The sequence below is a fragment of the Actinomadura sp. WAC 06369 genome, from assembly GCF_003947565.1.
Classification (GTDB): Bacteria; Actinomycetota; Actinomycetes; order Streptosporangiales; family Streptosporangiaceae; genus Spirillospora; species Spirillospora rifamycini.
Genome location: NZ_QHJN01000182.1, coordinates 1 through 15,179 on the forward strand (window position 1 = coordinate 1; position 15,179 = coordinate 15,179).

The 15,179-nt window shown below is 74.7% G+C and carries 15 protein-coding genes; 6 read left to right on the forward strand and 9 right to left on the reverse strand.

All coding sequences use genetic code 11. The annotated features are described in order from the left end of the window. Window positions 1-187 precede the first annotated feature (187 nt). Window positions 188-2,602 (forward strand): HelD family protein, encoded by a 2,415-nt coding sequence (locus tag DMH08_RS33350; RefSeq protein ID WP_125620017.1) that lies wholly within the window; start codon window positions 188-190, stop codon window positions 2,600-2,602. Between the two features lie 254 nt (window positions 2,603-2,856). On the opposite strand, the gene DMH08_RS33355 is transcribed toward DMH08_RS33350, so the two are convergent. The 6 genes from DMH08_RS33355 to DMH08_RS33380 form a co-directional block, all read right to left on the reverse strand. Continuing rightward, entirely contained in the window at window positions 2,857-3,711 is an 855-nt protein-coding gene (locus tag DMH08_RS33355; RefSeq protein ID WP_051301005.1) for a glycosyltransferase family 2 protein, read from the reverse strand. 23 nt (window positions 3,712-3,734) lie between these two features. Beyond that, on the reverse strand, window positions 3,735-4,598 hold the full coding sequence (locus tag DMH08_RS33360; protein ID WP_026403672.1) for a CDP-alcohol phosphatidyltransferase family protein: 864 nt from the start codon (window positions 4,596-4,598) through the stop codon (window positions 3,735-3,737). Then, window positions 4,576-5,649 (reverse strand): iron-containing alcohol dehydrogenase family protein, encoded by a 1,074-nt coding sequence (locus DMH08_RS33365; protein WP_034519130.1) that lies wholly within the window; start codon window positions 5,647-5,649, stop codon window positions 4,576-4,578. The genes DMH08_RS33360 and DMH08_RS33365 overlap by 23 nt, the downstream gene beginning before the upstream one ends. Before the next feature lie 87 nt (window positions 5,650-5,736). Further along, complete coding sequence (locus DMH08_RS33370) at window positions 5,737-6,468, reverse strand: phosphocholine cytidylyltransferase family protein (protein ID WP_026403674.1); 732 nt, start codon at window positions 6,466-6,468, stop codon at window positions 5,737-5,739. Next, window positions 6,465-7,064, reverse strand: coding sequence for a DUF5941 domain-containing protein (locus DMH08_RS33375; RefSeq protein WP_233617955.1), 600 nt, complete (start codon window positions 7,062-7,064; stop codon window positions 6,465-6,467). Before DMH08_RS33375 ends, DMH08_RS33370 begins: the two co-directional genes overlap by 4 nt. Then, window positions 7,061-7,702 (reverse strand): hypothetical protein, encoded by a 642-nt coding sequence (locus DMH08_RS33380; protein ID WP_026403676.1) that lies wholly within the window; start codon window positions 7,700-7,702, stop codon window positions 7,061-7,063. Before DMH08_RS33380 ends, DMH08_RS33375 begins: the two co-directional genes overlap by 4 nt. A gap of 118 nt (window positions 7,703-7,820) precedes the next feature. Here DMH08_RS33380 and DMH08_RS33385 point away from each other — a divergent pair, with 118 nt between their 5' ends. Both DMH08_RS33385 and DMH08_RS33390 read left to right on the forward strand, forming a co-directional pair. Continuing rightward, a complete protein-coding gene (locus tag DMH08_RS33385) occupies window positions 7,821-8,522 on the forward strand; it encodes an IspD/TarI family cytidylyltransferase (RefSeq protein ID WP_125620019.1) in 702 nt (233 codons plus the stop codon). Continuing rightward, window positions 8,519-9,268 carry a glycerophosphodiester phosphodiesterase gene (locus DMH08_RS33390; RefSeq protein WP_026403678.1) on the forward strand — a complete coding sequence of 250 codons (750 nt, stop codon included), beginning with the start codon at window positions 8,519-8,521 and terminating at the stop codon, window positions 9,266-9,268. Before DMH08_RS33385 ends, DMH08_RS33390 begins: the two co-directional genes overlap by 4 nt. 61 nt (window positions 9,269-9,329) lie before the next feature. Here DMH08_RS33390 and DMH08_RS42510 read toward each other — a convergent pair whose 3' ends face one another. Next, on the reverse strand, window positions 9,330-10,067 hold the full coding sequence (locus tag DMH08_RS42510) for a hypothetical protein (protein ID WP_125620021.1): 738 nt from the start codon (window positions 10,065-10,067) through the stop codon (window positions 9,330-9,332). Window positions 10,068-10,309: 242 nt separating this feature from the next. After that, on the reverse strand, window positions 10,310-11,380 hold the full coding sequence (locus DMH08_RS33400) for a glycosyltransferase family 2 protein (protein ID WP_051301006.1): 1,071 nt from the start codon (window positions 11,378-11,380) through the stop codon (window positions 10,310-10,312). Between the two features lie 245 nt (window positions 11,381-11,625). Here DMH08_RS33400 and DMH08_RS33405 point away from each other — a divergent pair, with 245 nt between their 5' ends. The 3 genes from DMH08_RS33405 (at window position 11,626) to DMH08_RS42055 (ending at window position 14,910) form a co-directional block, all read left to right on the forward strand. Beyond that, window positions 11,626-13,302, forward strand: coding sequence for an LCP family protein (locus DMH08_RS33405; RefSeq protein ID WP_026403680.1), 1,677 nt, complete (start codon window positions 11,626-11,628; stop codon window positions 13,300-13,302). Window positions 13,303-13,330: 28 nt separating this feature from the next. Then, complete coding sequence (locus tag DMH08_RS33410) at window positions 13,331-14,116, forward strand: thioesterase family protein (RefSeq protein WP_125620023.1); 786 nt, start codon at window positions 13,331-13,333, stop codon at window positions 14,114-14,116. Window positions 14,117-14,226: 110 nt separating this feature from the next. Beyond that, window positions 14,227-14,910 (forward strand): hypothetical protein, encoded by a 684-nt coding sequence (locus tag DMH08_RS42055; protein WP_233617956.1) that lies wholly within the window; start codon window positions 14,227-14,229, stop codon window positions 14,908-14,910. 110 nt (window positions 14,911-15,020) lie between these two features. Here DMH08_RS42055 and DMH08_RS33425 read toward each other — a convergent pair. Next, the coding region (locus DMH08_RS33425; RefSeq protein ID WP_267898592.1) for an acyl-CoA dehydrogenase family protein at window positions 15,021-15,179 on the reverse strand (159 nt) is incomplete at its 5' end.

Here is a 15,179-nt window from a genome sequence, read left to right on the forward strand (position 1 = left end):
CCCCCGAAGGGGCCGGAACAGCAAGCTTATTCTCCCGTCCGCCGCCCGACGACCCGGCGAACGCCCCGCGGGCCGGGGCGTTCGCCGGGTCGTCGGGCGGCGGACGGGAGAATAAGCTTGCTGTTCCGGCCCCTTCGGGGGTGCCGGGGACACCCCCCGGTGCAGCGATGCGGAGGAGCAAGCCTGCATGTCGTCCCAGGTCACCGGGCGGCCGGCCGATCCCGGCGGTACGGTCAAGGACCGCGAGATCGCGGCCGAGCAGCGCTACGTCGACATCGCGTACGCGCGGCTGGAGGAGATGCGCGCCGAGGCGCAGGCCATGATCCGCGAGGGGTTCCGGCAGTCGCAGGCGGGCACGAAGGCGTCGCTGGTGGACCGGGACGCCTGGGTGCACCAGGCCGCGCGCCGCGCGCAGGCCCTCGACATCGCCGACGACGGGCTGGTGTTCGGGCGGCTCGACCTGGCGGCCGGCGAGGTGCGGTACATCGGCCGCGTCGGGGTGCGCACCCCCGACCACGACTCCCTCGTGATCGACTGGCGGGCCCCGGCCGCCGAGGACTTCTACCGCGCGACGCCCGAGGATCCGCGGGGCGTCGTCCGGCGGCGGGTCCTGCACTCGCGCGGGCACACCGTCGTCGACCTGGAGGACGACCTGCTCGACCCGTCCGCGTCCGACGGCATGACCGTGGTGGGCGACGGCGCGTTCCTCGCGTCGCTGGCCCGCACCCGCGAGGGCGCGATGCGCGACATCGTCGCGACCATCCAGCGGGAGCAGGACGAGGTGATCCGCGCGCCCGCCGACGGCACCGTCCTGGTGCGGGGCGCGCCCGGCACCGGGAAGACGGCCGTGGCGCTGCACCGCGTCGCGTACCTGCTGTTCCGGCACCGGCAGCGGTTCGGGTCGCGGGGCGTGCTGGTCGTCGGGCCGAACCCCCGGTTCACCTCGTACATCGAGCGTGTCCTGCCGTCCCTCGGCGAGGGCACGGCCGCGCTGCGCTCGCTGGGCGACCTCGTGGACGGCGTGACCGCGTCCGCGCACGACGCGCCGGCGCTCGCGCGGCTCAAGGGCGCCGAGCCGATGGCGACCGTGCTGCGCCGCGCCGTCACCGACCAGGCCCCCGGCGCGCCCGACGAGCTGCGCGTGGTGTTCAAAGGAGTCGTCGTCGCCCTCGACCGGGCGCGCCTCGACCGGGTCCGCGCCGACGTGCACCGGCGCAGCCGCGGCAGCGTCAACGCCGCCCGGGGCCGCGCCGCCGAGGCGCTGCTGGACGCCCTGTGGGACCGGTTCACCGGCATCGGCGGGCAGGAGGCGGCGGAGGCCGCCGAGGGCGCCGATACCGGGCTGTGGAACGCGATCCTCGCCGCCGACGGGCTCGCCTCCCTCGACGACGACACCGGACGGTCCGGGACGTCCGACGGCTCGCCGCGGGAGAAGTTCGACGCGCGCGTCCGGGAGCAGCGAGCGTTCACCGACTTCCTGGTCGCCTGGTGGCCGCTGCGCACCCCGCTGGACGTGCTGCGCTCGCTCGGCGACCCGGACCGGCTGCGCCGCGCCGCGGGCCGCGACCTCCCCCGCGAGGACCTGCCCGCCCTCGCCGCGTCCTGGGCGGAGGGCCCGCTCAGCTACCAGGACGTCGCCCTGCTCGACGAGCTCGACGCGCTGCTGGGCGCCCCGCCGCGCCCGTCCCGGCGCCGCCGCGCGCCCGCCGCGGACGACCCGTTCGTCGTGGACGGCGTGAACATCCTGACCGGCGAGGAGGCCGCCGACGAGACGTGGGAGCCGGAGATGGAGGAGCTGACGACCTCCATCGAGCGGCTCGAACGGTCCCGCCGCGTCGACGACGGCGTCGTGGAGGAGCGCCCCGAGTACGCCCACATCGTCGTGGACGAGGCGCAGGACCTCTCCCCCATGCAGTGGCGGATGCTGGGCCGCCGGGGCCGGCAGGCGAGCTGGACGATCGTCGAGGACCCCGCGCAGAGCGCCTGGGAGGACCTCGACGCCGCGCGCGCCGCGATGGACGCCGCCCTCGGCGGCGAGCGGAAGGGGCGCGGACGCCCCCGCAAGCGCGCCCCCCGCGCCCGCCACGAGTACGAGCTCACCACGAACTACCGCAACTCCACCGAGATCGCCGCGGTGTCGGCGCGGGTGCTCGCCGAGGCGCTCCCGGACGCCCGCCCGGCCCGCGCCGTCCGCGCGTCCGGGATCGACCCGGTCGTGGACGTCGTCCCCGAGCCGGACCTCGCCGCTGCGGCCCGCGCCGCGGCCGGAGAACTGCTGCACCAGGTCGAGGGGACGATCGGCGTGATCGTCCCGCTCGCCCTGGAACCCGGCGGTCAGGCGTCCCTGTTCGACACGACCGCCTGGGGCGAGGCAGAGCGCGCGCGGCTCGCGGAGGGCCTGCCGGAGCGCGTCCAGGTGCTGGACGTCCTGGAGGCGAAGGGCCTCGAATTCGACGCCGCCGTGATCGTCGCCCCGGAAACCGTCGCCGCCCAGTCGCCGCGCGGCCTCCGCGTGCTGTACGTCGCCGTATCCCGCGCGACCCAGCGCCTGACCGTCCTCACCACCGAACCCGACTGGCAAGCCAAGCTCCTAGGAACCTGACCCACCCCCCGAACCGGCCACAAGCATCTCCGACCGCCCCACAAAGCCTCGGCCCCAGCCGAGCACAACCCACCACCCCAGCCAAGCCCCAGCCAGAGCGCACGGGAACAACTGCGATTGGGAGCGAAGCCAGGTTCGAGCCCGCGAGAACCTGATCGCGCAGCGAGCCCCCAAGGGCGAGTCGGAGCGATGCAGCAATCGCCCGTGGCGCCCGTTGAAGGAAGGCCCCCTGGGGCCTGACGCCGAGGGCGCCACTAGATAACAGGCGGACGTCCGGTACGGGTCATGCGCCAGGCGGTGCGCCAGGAGATGGGGCGGCGCGGACCGGCGGGCTTGCGCCAGCCCTCGGCGAAGCCCTTGAACCACGGCTTGAGGGCCTTCGGGCTGCGTTCCCGCAGGACGGTCATGGCGACCCACACCCCGAGGTACGCGAACGCGAGGAGCCACGGCAGGTTGCGGCGCGCGAGCCAGACGCGGTTGCGGGCGTTGTACCGGTAGAACATGTCGTGCCGCGTGGGCAGGACGGCCGGGTGGTACATCACCGCGGACGCGTCGTAGGCGATGTGGTAGCCCGCGTTGAGGACCTGCCAGGCGAGGTCGGTCTCCTCGTGGGCGTAGAAGAAGTCCTCGGGGAGGCCGCCGCCGAGGTCGAACGCGGCGCGGCGGATCGCGCAGGCGCCGCCGAGGAAGGTCGTCACGGCGGACGAGCGCTCGGGGTCGCCGGCGCGGAGCCGCGGCACGTGCCGCCGCTCGCCGGGGCCGCCCTCGGGGTCGCGGACGCGGAACGACACGACGCCGAGCTTCGGGTCGGCGGAGAAGCGGTCGCGCAGGTAGGTGCCGAGGCGGGTCGACCGGTACCAGCCGTCGTCGTCCAGGAACAGGACGATCTCGCCGCTGGACGCCTCGACGCCCCGGTTGCGCCCGGCGGGGATCCCGACGTTCTTCGGCAGCGCGATCGTCTTCACGCGCGCGTCGTCGAAGGGCGCCTCGCCGCCGCGGTCCCCCACGGGATCGACGCCGTTGCCGACCAGCACGACCTCGATGTCCACGTGCTCCTGCTCCAGGGCACTGCGGACGGCACGCGCCAACTCCTCGGGCCGGTTGCCCATAGTCAATACGACGACACTGAGTTTCACTTCAGTCTCCGGGAGGCGAGGATGCTCACCAGGTGCAGGAGGGTCTGCACGACGGCCACGGCGGCGACGGCGACGGTGAGGACGCGGATCGCGGCGGGGGTCTCGCTGCCGAGGACGGTGTCGAGCGCGGCGGCGGCGAGGATCAGCAGGGAGAGTTCGACGGCGCCGATGATCCGGTGGAAGCGGAGCATGGACGCGGCCTGCCGGGCGAGCGCGATGCGGGTGGAGCGGGGGCGCAGCGCGCGGTCGCCGCCGGACGGGTCGGCGGCCAGGCCCGACTTGGCGCGGGCGACGACGACGTTGTCGGTCTCGGCCTTGATGAGCGCGGCGCCGAGGGCGGCGAGCATGCCGAGCTCGACGTAGCCGCCGGTCTCCCAGCCGCCCTGGGCGGCGAAGCCGAGGCCGACGAGCAGCGACACCTCGGACAGGTAGTGGCCGATGCGGTCGAGGAACACCCCGGCGACGGACGTCTGCCGCAGGTAGCGGGCGACCTCGCCGTCCACGCAGTCGAGGAGCAGGTAGACCTGGATGAGGACGGCGCCGCCGACGGCCGTCCACAGCGGTGGGAGCGGCAGCGAGACGACGGCGCCCGCGGCGATGCCGCTGAGCATCATCAGGTAGGTCAGCTGGTTGGGGCTGAACCCGAGGCGGAGGGCGATCCACGCGAAGTACGGGGAGAGCGACCGCATGTAGAGGCGGCCCGCCCAGTGCTCCTCGTTGCGCCGCTCCTTGAGGCCGGGCGGCTGGCCGTGGGCGCGGACGTCCGCGACGCGGGCGCTGCGGCGGGACGGACGGTCGTCGCCGGGCCGCTCGGGCTCCGCGGCGGGCGCGGGCACGTCAGCCTCCGTGGGCCTGGACATAGTCTTCCACCGCCTTGCGGGTCTCGTCGGCGTCGAGACCCAGATGCTCCAGGATCGTGTAGCGGCCGGGGCGGGTCCGCGGGGCGTACTGGACCGCCTCGGTGAACTGGTCGACGGTCAGCCCGACGTCGCCGGGCAGCCGGGGCAGCTTGTGCCGGTCGAGGCAGGCGAGGATCTCCGCGAGCCGTTCGGCGCCCTCGCCGAGGTGCAGGACGCGCAGGTGGTAGGTGAACGCGGCGCCGATGCCGGCGAGCTCGCCGTGGTTGGCGGTGCCGGGGAAGAGCTGGTCGACGGCGTGCAGGATCTCGTGGTCGCCGCCGGACGCCGGGCGGGAGTCGCCGGCGAACGCCATCGCCATGCCGGACAGCACGAGGCTCTCGGCGAGGACGGTGAGGAACCGGTCGGACTCGATGGACTCCGGCTGGTGCAGGAGCGCCTCGGCGGCGGTGCGGGCGACGGTGAGCGCCATCCGGTCGACGCGCTCGCCGCACTCGGCGGAGGCGAGGAGCCAGTCGTCCACGGCGGAGAAGTTGCTGAGGACGTCGCCGATCCCGGCGCGGACGAGCCGTTCGGGCGCGGCGCGCACGTAGTCGAGGTCGACGACCATGGCGAGGGGCATCACGACGCCGAACGAGCCCTTGCCCTTGTCGTGGACGAGGGACGCGACGGGCGAGCAGATCCCGTCGTGGGACAGGTTCGTCGCGACCGACACCATCGGGATGCCCGACAGGGTCGCGGCGTACTTGGTCGCGTCGATCGTCCGGCCGCCGCCGATGCCGACGACGGCCTCGTAGGACCCGCCGCGCAGCTTCGCGGCGAGGTCGACGGCCGCGTCGACGGTGGCGCCCGCCACCTGGAACACCTCGCAGGCGGCGAGGGACGGCCGGACGTGCTCGGCGATCTGGTCGCCCTGGCCGGGGCCGACCGCGATCGCGACCCGTCCCTCGGTGGCGATGCGCCCGTCGGCCAGCAGCTCGCCCAGCGCGGCGACGGCTCCGCGCCGCACGTCGATGGACAGCGGCGCGTTCAGCATCCGCGTCAGCAGGGGCATGGGCCTCCTCGCTCGGTCGCCCGCGCCGCCCGGGACGCGGGCCCTTCGTGTCTCTGCCGTCGGCCGCCTGCCGTCAGGCGCGCCCGCTCAGTACGTCTTGGCGATCGTGCGGGCCTTCTCGAGGTCGTCGTGGTTGTCGACCTCGACCCACTGCACGTCGCCGATGGGGGCGATCGCGATGCTGCCGCCCCGGTCGACGAGCTCCTGGTAGCCGTCCTCGTAGTACTGGTCGGGGTCGCTCTCCCAGGTGGCCTTCAGCGCGTCGGCGAGCGCGTCGGCGGCGGCGGGCTCGATGAGGGTGGCGCCGATGTACTCGCCGTTGGCGGACGCCGGGTCCATCAGCTTCGTGATGGTCTTGAGGTGCCCCTCGCCGTCGAGGATGACCTTCATCTCCTCGTCACCGAGCGTTTTCACGTCGTCCACGGCGAGGAGGATGTCCGGTCCGCGGTGCGCGAGTAGGGTCTTCTCGACGCTCACCGGATGGACCGTGTCGCCGTTGACCATGAGGACGCCCTTGGAGAAGTGCTCCCGCGCCAGCCACATGGAGTAGGCGTTGTTCCACTCCTCGGCCTTGTCGTTGTGCACCAGGGTGATCGAGACGCCGTACCGCTCCTCCAGGGCGGCCTTGCGCTCCTCGACCGCGCCCGCGCAGTAGCCGACGACGATCACCACGTCGGTCAGCCCGACCTCGGCGAGGTTGCCGAGGGCGATGTCCAGGATGGTGGTCTCCCCGTCGACGGGGACCAGAGCCTTGGGCAGCGTGTCGGTGTAGGGCCGCAGCCTCCGGCCCGCGCCCGCCGCCAGCACCATGCCGATCATGCTTCCTCTTCCTTCAGGTCGACGTGCACGCGTCCGCCGGATCCGGCCCGCGCCCACGCGGCGACGCCCTCGCCGCCGAACAACACGCCAAGGTAGGCGGCCAGGGCAGCGTACGCGAACGGGAGGCTCCCGGAGAGGCCCCCGCAGGCCACGATGAGCATCCGCCCCTCCCAGCCGAGCCCGGCGCGAAGGAGCCGCTGCCGCCGCGGCCCCCTGCGGGTGCGGTGCACGGTGTCGTGGTGGTGGAGCGCGAGGAGGGCGACGAGCGCGAAGACGAGCGGCGCCGCCACAGCGTGCGCGAACCCCAACACGGTGAGGTAACCATACTCGATCCCGCGGATCATGGGCGGCGCCGTCCAGTCGAGCCTGCCGGTGTGCGGGTGCGCCGAGGCGGGACCGATCAGCAGCACCGCGATGACCGGCGCGAACAGCGCCGGCGACGGGTTCCCGCCCTCGCCCGCCGCGAACAGGACGGTCGTCAGGACGGCCGCGCCGACGGCTCCGGGCACGGGCGGGAGCCCCCCGCGCGCCAGCACGCCCAGCGCGCGCGCCAGCGGCCCGTCGTCCCGGTAGACGCGCAGGATCGCGCCGTTCACGGGGTCACCGGCCACAGGGAGCGGAGAAGGCATCCGGCCAGGACGGCGGCGACCGCGACGGCGCCCCACGCGGTGAGGACCGTGAAGACGAGGACCGGGTCGCCGAGCGCGGCCGTGACGGAGACGAGCGCGAACCGTTCGGGGCGCGGCAGCACGACGAGCCTCGCGAGGCCGGTGGGGCGGCCGGGGACCGCGGCGGGGTGGCGGGCCGCGAAGGACGCGGCGATCGTCCGGCCGAGGGCGGGCAGGACGAGCGCGAGCGCGGCCGCCCCCCACACCCCGGCGGGCCCGCCGGGCGCGACCGTCCCGGCGGAGGCGAGCGGTCCGGCGCCGCCGGCGGCGGGACCGGCGGCGGCCCCGGCCGCGAGGCCCGCGTAGACGATCGCCTCCTCGGCCCGGCGCAGCAGCGCCGACCGCCACACCTGCCGCCGCGTCGCGGCGCCCGCGCGGGCGAGGGCGGCGTCGACGCGGGCCAGCACGACGGTCGCGGCGAGCAGCAGCGCGCCCGCGACGGCCCCGGTGCGGGCGGCGTCCGAGAACCAGACGGCGGCCAGCACGGCGAGGCCCAGGGAGATCGGCGCCGTCGTACCGGGGGTGAGGCCCCAGCGGGCTGCGCGGCGCACCGTCTGCTGCTCCACGGTCGCCTCTCGGTTCGGGCGGGCCGGAGGCCCGCGGGTCCGGTACGTTGAGCGTGAGCCGTACGGTCATGGCAGAGCGTAATGCTTCGGTGACCGGTTGTGTCGAGAACGGGGAGACATGGGTACGCGGACGGTCGCGGTGGTGCTCGCCGGCGGTGTCGGCGCGCGGCTGGGCGCGGGGCGCCCCAAGCAGCTCATCGAGGTCGGCGGCCGGCCGATCCTGGGCCGTGCCGTCGCCGCGTTCGACGGGCATCCGCGCATCGACGAGGTGGTGGTCGTCATGGCGTCCGGGCACCTGCGCGCGGCCGGGACGATCGTCGCGCCGTTCGGCAAGGTCACGGGCGTGATCGCGGGCGGCGACACGCGTACCGGGTCGACGGTGGCGGCGCTGGAGGCGCTGGCCGGGCGGCCGGACGACGCGCGGGTGCTGTTCCACGACGCGGCCCGCCCGTTCGTCGGCGCCGCCGTGATCGACCGCGTGCTGGACGCCCTGGAGGACGACGCGGCGGTCGCGGTGGGGGTGCCGAGCCCCGACACGGTCGTCGTGGTGTCGGACGGCCTGGTCGCGTCGATGCCGCCCCGGGAGACGATGAGCCGGTTCCAGACGCCGCAGGGGTTCGTGCTCGGCACGATCCGCAAGGCGTACGAGATCGCGCTGGCGGATCCGGAGCTGGCCGCGACCGACGACTGCGGGATCGTGCACCGCTACCTGCCGGAGGTGCCGATCCGCGTGGTGGCGGGCGACGACCGGAACCTGAAGGTCACGCGTCCGCTGGACATCGCGCTCGCCGAGCACATCGCCGCGGAGGAGAATCCGTGATCTTCGAGAGCACCCCCACGATCATCGGCCACCGCGGTTTCGGGTCGGGCGACCAGCCGGTCCCCGGGACGGGCCGGACGGTGGCGGAGAACACGCTGGAGTCGATGCTGGCCGCCGTGGACGCGGGCCTGTCGTGGGTGGAGCTCGACGTGACGCGGACGGGCGACGACCATCTCGTCCTGCGGCACGACCCGACGATCCCGGACGGGTCGCACGTCGTCGACCTGCCCGCGACCGACAGCGGCCTGCCGCGCCTCGCGGACGTCCTCGACGCGCTGCCCCCGCACGTCGCGGTGGACGTGGACGTGAAGACCGTCCTGGAGGACGCGCTGGACGACCCGGACCGGCGGACGGGCGCGCTGCTGGTCCCGCTGCTGCGGCGGGAGGCGCGGCGGCGGCCGCTGCTGGTGACGTCGTTCGACCCGGCGCTGCTGGCGTTCCTGCGGGACGAGGTGCCGGGCGTCCCGCTCGGGCTGCTGACGTGGCTGCGGTTCCCGCTGTGGCACGCCGTCCCGGCGGCGGCGGGGCTGGGCCTGCAGGCGGTGGCGGTCCACACGGGGTCGTGCGGGTTCGAGCACCCCGACACCCGGCTGCGTCCGCTGGACCACTGCGTGAACGCGGCGCACAAGGCGGGCCTGGAGGTCGTCGCCTGGTGCCCGACGGCCGAGCACGCGCCGCGCTACGCGGAGGCGGGCATCGACGCGATGGTCGTCAACGACGTCCCGGGCGTCCTCGCCGCGCTCTGACCGCCGAACCGGGCGCGCGGCCCGCGCCGGGCGGGACCGGTCTCCGTGGCCCGGTCCCCGGCTAGCGCCCGCGCAGGTCGTCGTCCCCGTACATGCGGGTCCACTCGCCGCCCTCGCCCTGCCCGCGGTACGGCTCGGGGCGGTCGCCCTCGCGCCCGAAGGGGACGGCCCCGGACGGCGGCGTCTGCGGCTCCTGGGGCCGCGCCGGCCCCGGCGGCTGCGGCTGCCCCGGCGGCTGCGTGAACGACGGGGCGAACGGCTCCGGCCGCTCCTGCGGCCGCGGCGCCCCGGCGCCCGGCATCGGCGGCGGCCCGCCCACCGGCGCGGGCGGCGGCCCCAGCGGACGCGGCGCGGCGGCGCGGCCCGCCCACCGGCTCGGCATCACCGACGCCGCGAGGAGCACCAGCCCGAGCAGCAGCAGGACGCCGTACGGGCCGGCGATGCCGATGTAGGGCAGTTCGAGATCGCCGGGAAGGACGTCCCGCGTGAATTGCTGCCGCAGCATCCAGCCGGGGTCGACGATCCACACGCCGCCGACGGCCGTGAGCAGGAGGCCGGGAAGCAGCGAGGCGAGCGGCGACACGCGGGGCGCGACGGCGAGGGCGACCAGCACGGCCGTGCCCAGCAGCAGCGCCGCGCCGAGCCAGCGCTCCGAGCCCGCGTCCCCGCCGAACGTGGCCGCCACGCGTCCCACGGAACGGTGCATCTGGTAGACGCCGTACAGCAGGACCAGGGGGATCAGCGGGGCCAGGACCACGCCGATCAGGCCGCCGAGCGCGTGACGTGCTCCATTGGACATCGGGCCACCTCCAGGGCGCCGGGCCGGTGGCGGGGTCTCGCCACCGTAACCCTGAGACGGCCCCGGGCACACCCCCGGTTCCGCCCAAGATGTCCGAAAGATACCCCCATTCGCTCCCGCCCGGGCGGAAGCGGCCGCCGGCCGCCCGACCGTCGGTCGGCGCTCCGGTCCGGCCGTCGGCCGGACCGATCGCCGTGGGAGGGACGCCCGCGCCCCGGCGGACGCGGTCGTCCGGCCGGCGATCAGACGACGGGCTCGCCGGGCTTCGCCGGGGTCGGCTGGCCGAGCCGCGGCGGGCTCGTCAGGAAGCCGACGCCCCAGGTGACGTGCATGGTCGCGAAGACGAGCGGGAGCCGCACCCACGCGGCGGGCGGCAGCCCGCGGCCCTCGACGGCCGCGCCCGCGACCATCGCGAGCGCGTACCCGCCGGGCAGGATCCAGCCGGGCCAGAACCCGAACGCCCCGGCGACGGCGCCCGCCGTCATCGCCACCACGGCGATGGGCGGCGCGAGGTAGCGCAGGTTGAGGGTGCCGGCGTGCTCGCGGCCGACGACGCGGCGCCAGCGGCCGGTCTGGAAGTACTGCTTGGCGAGGGCGCGCAGGTCGGGCCGGGGCCGGTAGGTGACGCGCATCCGCGGGGTGAAGAAGATCCGCCCGCCGGTCTGCCGGATGCGGTGGTTCATCTCCCAGTCCTGCGCGCGGGTGAACGTCTCGTCGTAGCCGCCGACCCGGTCGAGGGCGCTGCGCCGGAACGTCCCGAGGTAGACGGTCTCGACCTCGCCGGCCTCGCCGCCGGTGTGGAAGCGGGCGTTGCCGACGCCGAGCTTGGACGTCATCGCGCGCGCGACGGCCTGCTCGAACGGGGTGGTGCCCTCGGCGGCCATGATGCCGCCGACGTTGTCGGCGCCCGTCTCCTCCATCGTCTCGACGGCGGCGCGGACGTAGTCGGGCGGCAGCAGCGAGTGCCCGTCCACCCGGACGATGATCGAGTACTGCGACGCCTTGATCGCGATGTTGAGGCCCTGCGGCGTCCGGCCGGTCGGGTTGGACACCACGACGATGCGCGGGTCCTCGGCGGCGAGCCGGTGGGCGATGTCGTCGGTGCGGTCGCGGGACGGCCCGAGGGCGAGCACGAGTTCGAGCTCGCCCGGGTAGTCCTGGGTCAGGATGCGGCGCACGGCGTCGGTGAGGTGCCGCTGCTCGTTGAGGACGGGCATCACCACCGACACCGCGGGCCAGGTGCGTCCGCCGGCGTCGGTGCTGGTCCGTGGCGCGTGCTGCGCGGCGCGCTGCGCATGGGGAGACGGGTTCATGGGCTCGCGGGCGCATCCGGCCGGACAGGCCGGAGGAGGCCCCCCTTCCTCTCTCTTGCTCGCTTGTCCGACGCAGCCCACGTCGCCCAGGTTCGCGTGCGGGGCCGCCGGGGTGTGGTCAGGACGGCGTTACGTTACCGCAAGGACACGCGGTCCAGATGGCGGTGAGTCGGGTGTTCCCCACTTTAAGGTGGTCGAGACTCACCCAGCACATCCGACGACGTTCTTCGGGAGGCGGCGGCGGCATGACGGACGGGCACGGCCCGGGTCGCGACGACCCGTTCGCCGACGGTGACGCCGACCCGCTGGAGCGCTACTTCCGGCCCCGGCCGGGCGCGGACGGGCGGGCGGACGGCGACGACGGCGACATCGACGGCGTGACGATCGACGGGATGCCCGCGCCGCGGGTGCCGGTGGAGGGCCCGCGGGGGCCGCGCCGGCCGGGGCCGCGGCTGAGCCCGCGGGCCGCGTCGAGCGCGCGGCGGCAGCGGCGGCTGCTGGCGGTCACGGCGGGGATGTCGGCGTTCGTGCTGCTCACGTCCGGTGGGGCGTGGGCGTTCCAGAACTACGTGACGGGCGCGATCGACAAGATCTCGATCGACGGCCTGGACAAGGACGCCGGGGGCGTCGAGGGCCCGATGACGGTGCTGATCGCGGGGGTCGACCGGCGCGACGGGCTGTCGAAGGAGCAGATCAAGGCCGCGAAGCTGGGCAAGTTCCCGGGCGAGCGCTCGGACACGATGATGCTGCTGCACGTGTCGGGCGACCGGAAGCGGGTCTCGGTCGTGAGCCTGCCGCGGGACTCGTACGTGACGATCCCGGCGCACGAGTCGAACGGGTCGGAGGGCGCGAAGGGGCAGAAGGTGCCCGCGCGTCCGGGCAAGCTGACGTGGGCGTACCAGTTCGGCGGGGCGAGCCTCGCGGTGAAGACGGTGAAGCGCGCGACGGGCGTGTCGATCGACCACTACGTCGAGGTCAACTTCTACGGGTTCGTGAAGATGGTCGACGCGCTGGGCGGCGTGGACGTGTGCGTCGAGCAGCCCGTCGACGACCCGAAGAGCGGGCTGCGGCTGGCCGCCGGGAAGTCGCACCTGGACGGGATGAAGGCGCTCGCGTTCGCCCGCACCCGGTACTCGCTGACCGGGGGCAGCGACCTCGGCCGGATCGACCGGCAGCAGCAGTTCCTGGCGGCGCTGATGCGGCAGGCGATGTCGACGGAGACGCTGCGGAACCCGGTGAAGTCGACGAAGTTCCTGGACGCGGCGCTGGGCACGCTGACGGTGGACGACCAGCTCGCCGAGGACCTGCCGAAGATGGTCGACGAGATGCGCGAGCTGTCGACCGACGACCTGACGTTCGCGAAGGTGCCGCTGGAGAACCCGGACCACCAGGCCACGCTGTGGAACGCGGCGGCCCCGCAGTCGACGGTGAAGTGGGACGAGGAGCCGGCGCGGGAGCTGTTCCAGAAGATCGAGGGCGACCGGCGGCTGGAGGCGCCGAAGCCGGCGCCGTCCACGCCGTCCCCGACGCGGAAGCCCGAGGACCGGCTGACGGTGCCGCCGGAGGACATCTCGGTGCGGGTGCTGAACGCGATCGGGACGCAGGGCCTGGCGACGGAGGCCGGACGGCAGCTGGAGGAGGCGGGCTTCGAGGCGAGCGTCGTGCCGGGGCTGGCGCGGCGCGGCCTGCAGACGACGGAGATCCGGTACGGGCCGTCCCGGGCGGAGGCGGCGAAGACGCTGGCCAAGGCGCTGCCGGGCGCGAAGCTGAAGAAGCTGGACGAACTCCAGGCGGAGATCCAGGTGTACGTGGGCGGCGACTGGGACGGCGTCGAGAAGGTGAAGGTCGAGTCGGCGGAGCCGACGCCGTCGCCGAGCGCGGACACGTCCGTCGAGACGGGGACCCAGAAGCTCTGCGGCTAGAATTCGGTTCTAGTCGAAAGGAGCCGTTGTGGACGGGTTCTACGAGCCGCTGGCCGACGGCGGGTTCGCCTCCACTCCCGCGACCGCGGGGCCGTGGTCGCCGGAGTTCCAGCACGCCGGGCCGGTCGCCGGGCTGGTCGGCCGGGCCTTCGAGCGGCACGAGCCGGTCCCGGGCACCCGGGTGGCGCGGATGACGATGGAGATCCTCGGCCCGGTGCCGGTCGCGCCGCTGCGCGTCGCGGTGCGGACCGTCCGCCCGGGGCGGCGCGTCACGCTGCTGGAGGCGGAGCTGGCCCACGAGGGGCGCCCGGTGGTGCGGGCGACCGCGTGGCGGACGCTGCGGGCGCCGGACGGCGTCGCGCCGATCGTCCGCACGCCGCCCCCGCCGCCGCTGCCCGCCGGGTCCGGCCCTCTGGAGGCGTGGGCGGGCGCCCACATGGACGGCTACCTCTCGGCGATGGAGTGGCGCCTCGTCGAGGGCTCGTTCTCCGCGCCCGGCCCCGCCACGACGTGGGCGCGGTCGCGGGTGCCGCTCGTCGCCGGGGAGGACGACACGCCGCTGGTGCGGGCGCTCGTCCTGTCCGACAGCGTGTCGGGCGTGGGCAGCGAGATCGACATGACGGCGTGGCAGGTGATCAACACGGACCTGACCGTGGCGCTGCACCGCGACCCCGCCGGCGAGTGGCTGTGCCTGGCCGGGTCGCTGCAGGTCTCGCCGGGCGGCGGCGCGCTGTGCGAGGGCACGCTGGCGGACGCGTCCGGCGACATCGGACGCGTGCTGCAGACGATGTTCGTGGACGCGCTCCCCCGCTGACCACACGCCGGAGCCACCCCAGTCGATCATGATTCCGAGACGATCGCTTACTCTCTGTAATGAGAGGCATACAGAGTGATGCCGTAGTGCGACCGTCAGGAGTGCACACCATGTCGACCAGGAATCTCGGTCTGCTGACCTCGACCGCCGTCGCCGCGTTCGCGCTCGGCGGTTTCGCCGCCGCCGCGCTCGGCGATGCACCGGCCACGCTCGGGGCGGACACCGTCCCCGCGGCGGCCGTGGCGGCGCCCAACCCGCCCGTGGTGCCCGCGCCGCCCGCGCCGCCCGAGCCGCCTCCGGGGCCGAAGTCGGCCGCGAAACCGGCGAAGGCCGCCGCGGCGGACGGCAGGGACCTCGCCGCCTGCACCGACGGCAAGTGCGAGGTCATCGTGCGGGACGGCGATGTGATCAAGCTCGACGACCGGTTCCGGATGGGCCCGATCGGCGTCGGGATCGACGGCGGCCTCGTCACGTTCACGCGCCAGGACGACGGGACGCGGGCGACGACCACGATCATGACCGGGATCACGAGCACGCAGATCCACTGGAGCGGGCTCACCCTGCGGCCGCGCATGACGGAGGAGGGCGAGCTCGTCCTCAAGCTCCGCCACCGGGACGCGGGCAAGCTCGCGGAGAAGAAGCCCGCGGACGCCGAGCCCGCGGACGCCGAGCCCGCGGACGCCGAGCCCGCGGACGGCAAGCCCGCGGACGGCAAGCCCGCGGACGGCAAGCCCGCGGACGGCAAGCCCGCGGAGGAGAAGCCCGCGGAGGAGAAGCCTTCGGGCCGGCAGTGACGAACGCCGCGCCGCCCTCGTCCGCCGGACGGACGAGGGCGGCTCCGCGTCCGCCGGGGCTCTTCGCTCGCCCCGGCGGTCGCGGCGCGTCCGGTCGCCTGAGGGACCGGTTACTTGAGGAGCTGGCGGGCCATGACCATCTGCTGGATCTGGTTGGTCCCCTCGTAGATCTGCGTGATCTTGGCGTCGCGCATCATCCGCTCCACCGGGAAGTCCCGCGTGTACCCGTACCCGCCCAGCAACTGCACCGCATCGGTCGTGACGTCCAT

Excerpts from the sequence above, each read along its gene's own strand:
- DMH08_RS33350 (WP_125620017.1), top strand. The coding sequence starts at position 188 with ATGTCGTCCCAGGTCACCGGGCGGCCGGCCGATCCCGGCGGTACGGTC.
- DMH08_RS33355 (WP_051301005.1), bottom strand. The coding sequence starts at position 3,711 with ATGGGCAACCGGCCCGAGGAGTTGGCGCGTGCCGTCCGCAGTGCCCTG.
- DMH08_RS33360 (WP_026403672.1), bottom strand. The coding sequence starts at position 4,598 with ATGTCCAGGCCCACGGAGGCTGACGTGCCCGCGCCCGCCGCGGAGCCC.
- DMH08_RS33385 (WP_125620019.1), top strand. The coding sequence starts at position 7,821 with ATGGGTACGCGGACGGTCGCGGTGGTGCTCGCCGGCGGTGTCGGCGCG.
- DMH08_RS33400 (WP_051301006.1), bottom strand. The coding sequence starts at position 11,380 with ATGAACCCGTCTCCCCATGCGCAGCGCGCCGCGCAGCACGCGCCACGG.
- DMH08_RS42055 (WP_233617956.1), top strand. The coding sequence starts at position 14,227 with ATGTCGACCAGGAATCTCGGTCTGCTGACCTCGACCGCCGTCGCCGCG.
- DMH08_RS33370 (WP_026403674.1), bottom strand. The coding sequence starts at position 6,468 with ATGATCGGCATGGTGCTGGCGGCGGGCGCGGGCCGGAGGCTGCGGCCC.
- DMH08_RS33405 (WP_026403680.1), top strand. The coding sequence starts at position 11,626 with ATGACGGACGGGCACGGCCCGGGTCGCGACGACCCGTTCGCCGACGGT.
- DMH08_RS33365 (WP_034519130.1), bottom strand. The coding sequence starts at position 5,649 with ATGCCCCTGCTGACGCGGATGCTGAACGCGCCGCTGTCCATCGACGTG.
- DMH08_RS42510 (WP_125620021.1), bottom strand. The coding sequence starts at position 10,067 with ATGTCCAATGGAGCACGTCACGCGCTCGGCGGCCTGATCGGCGTGGTC.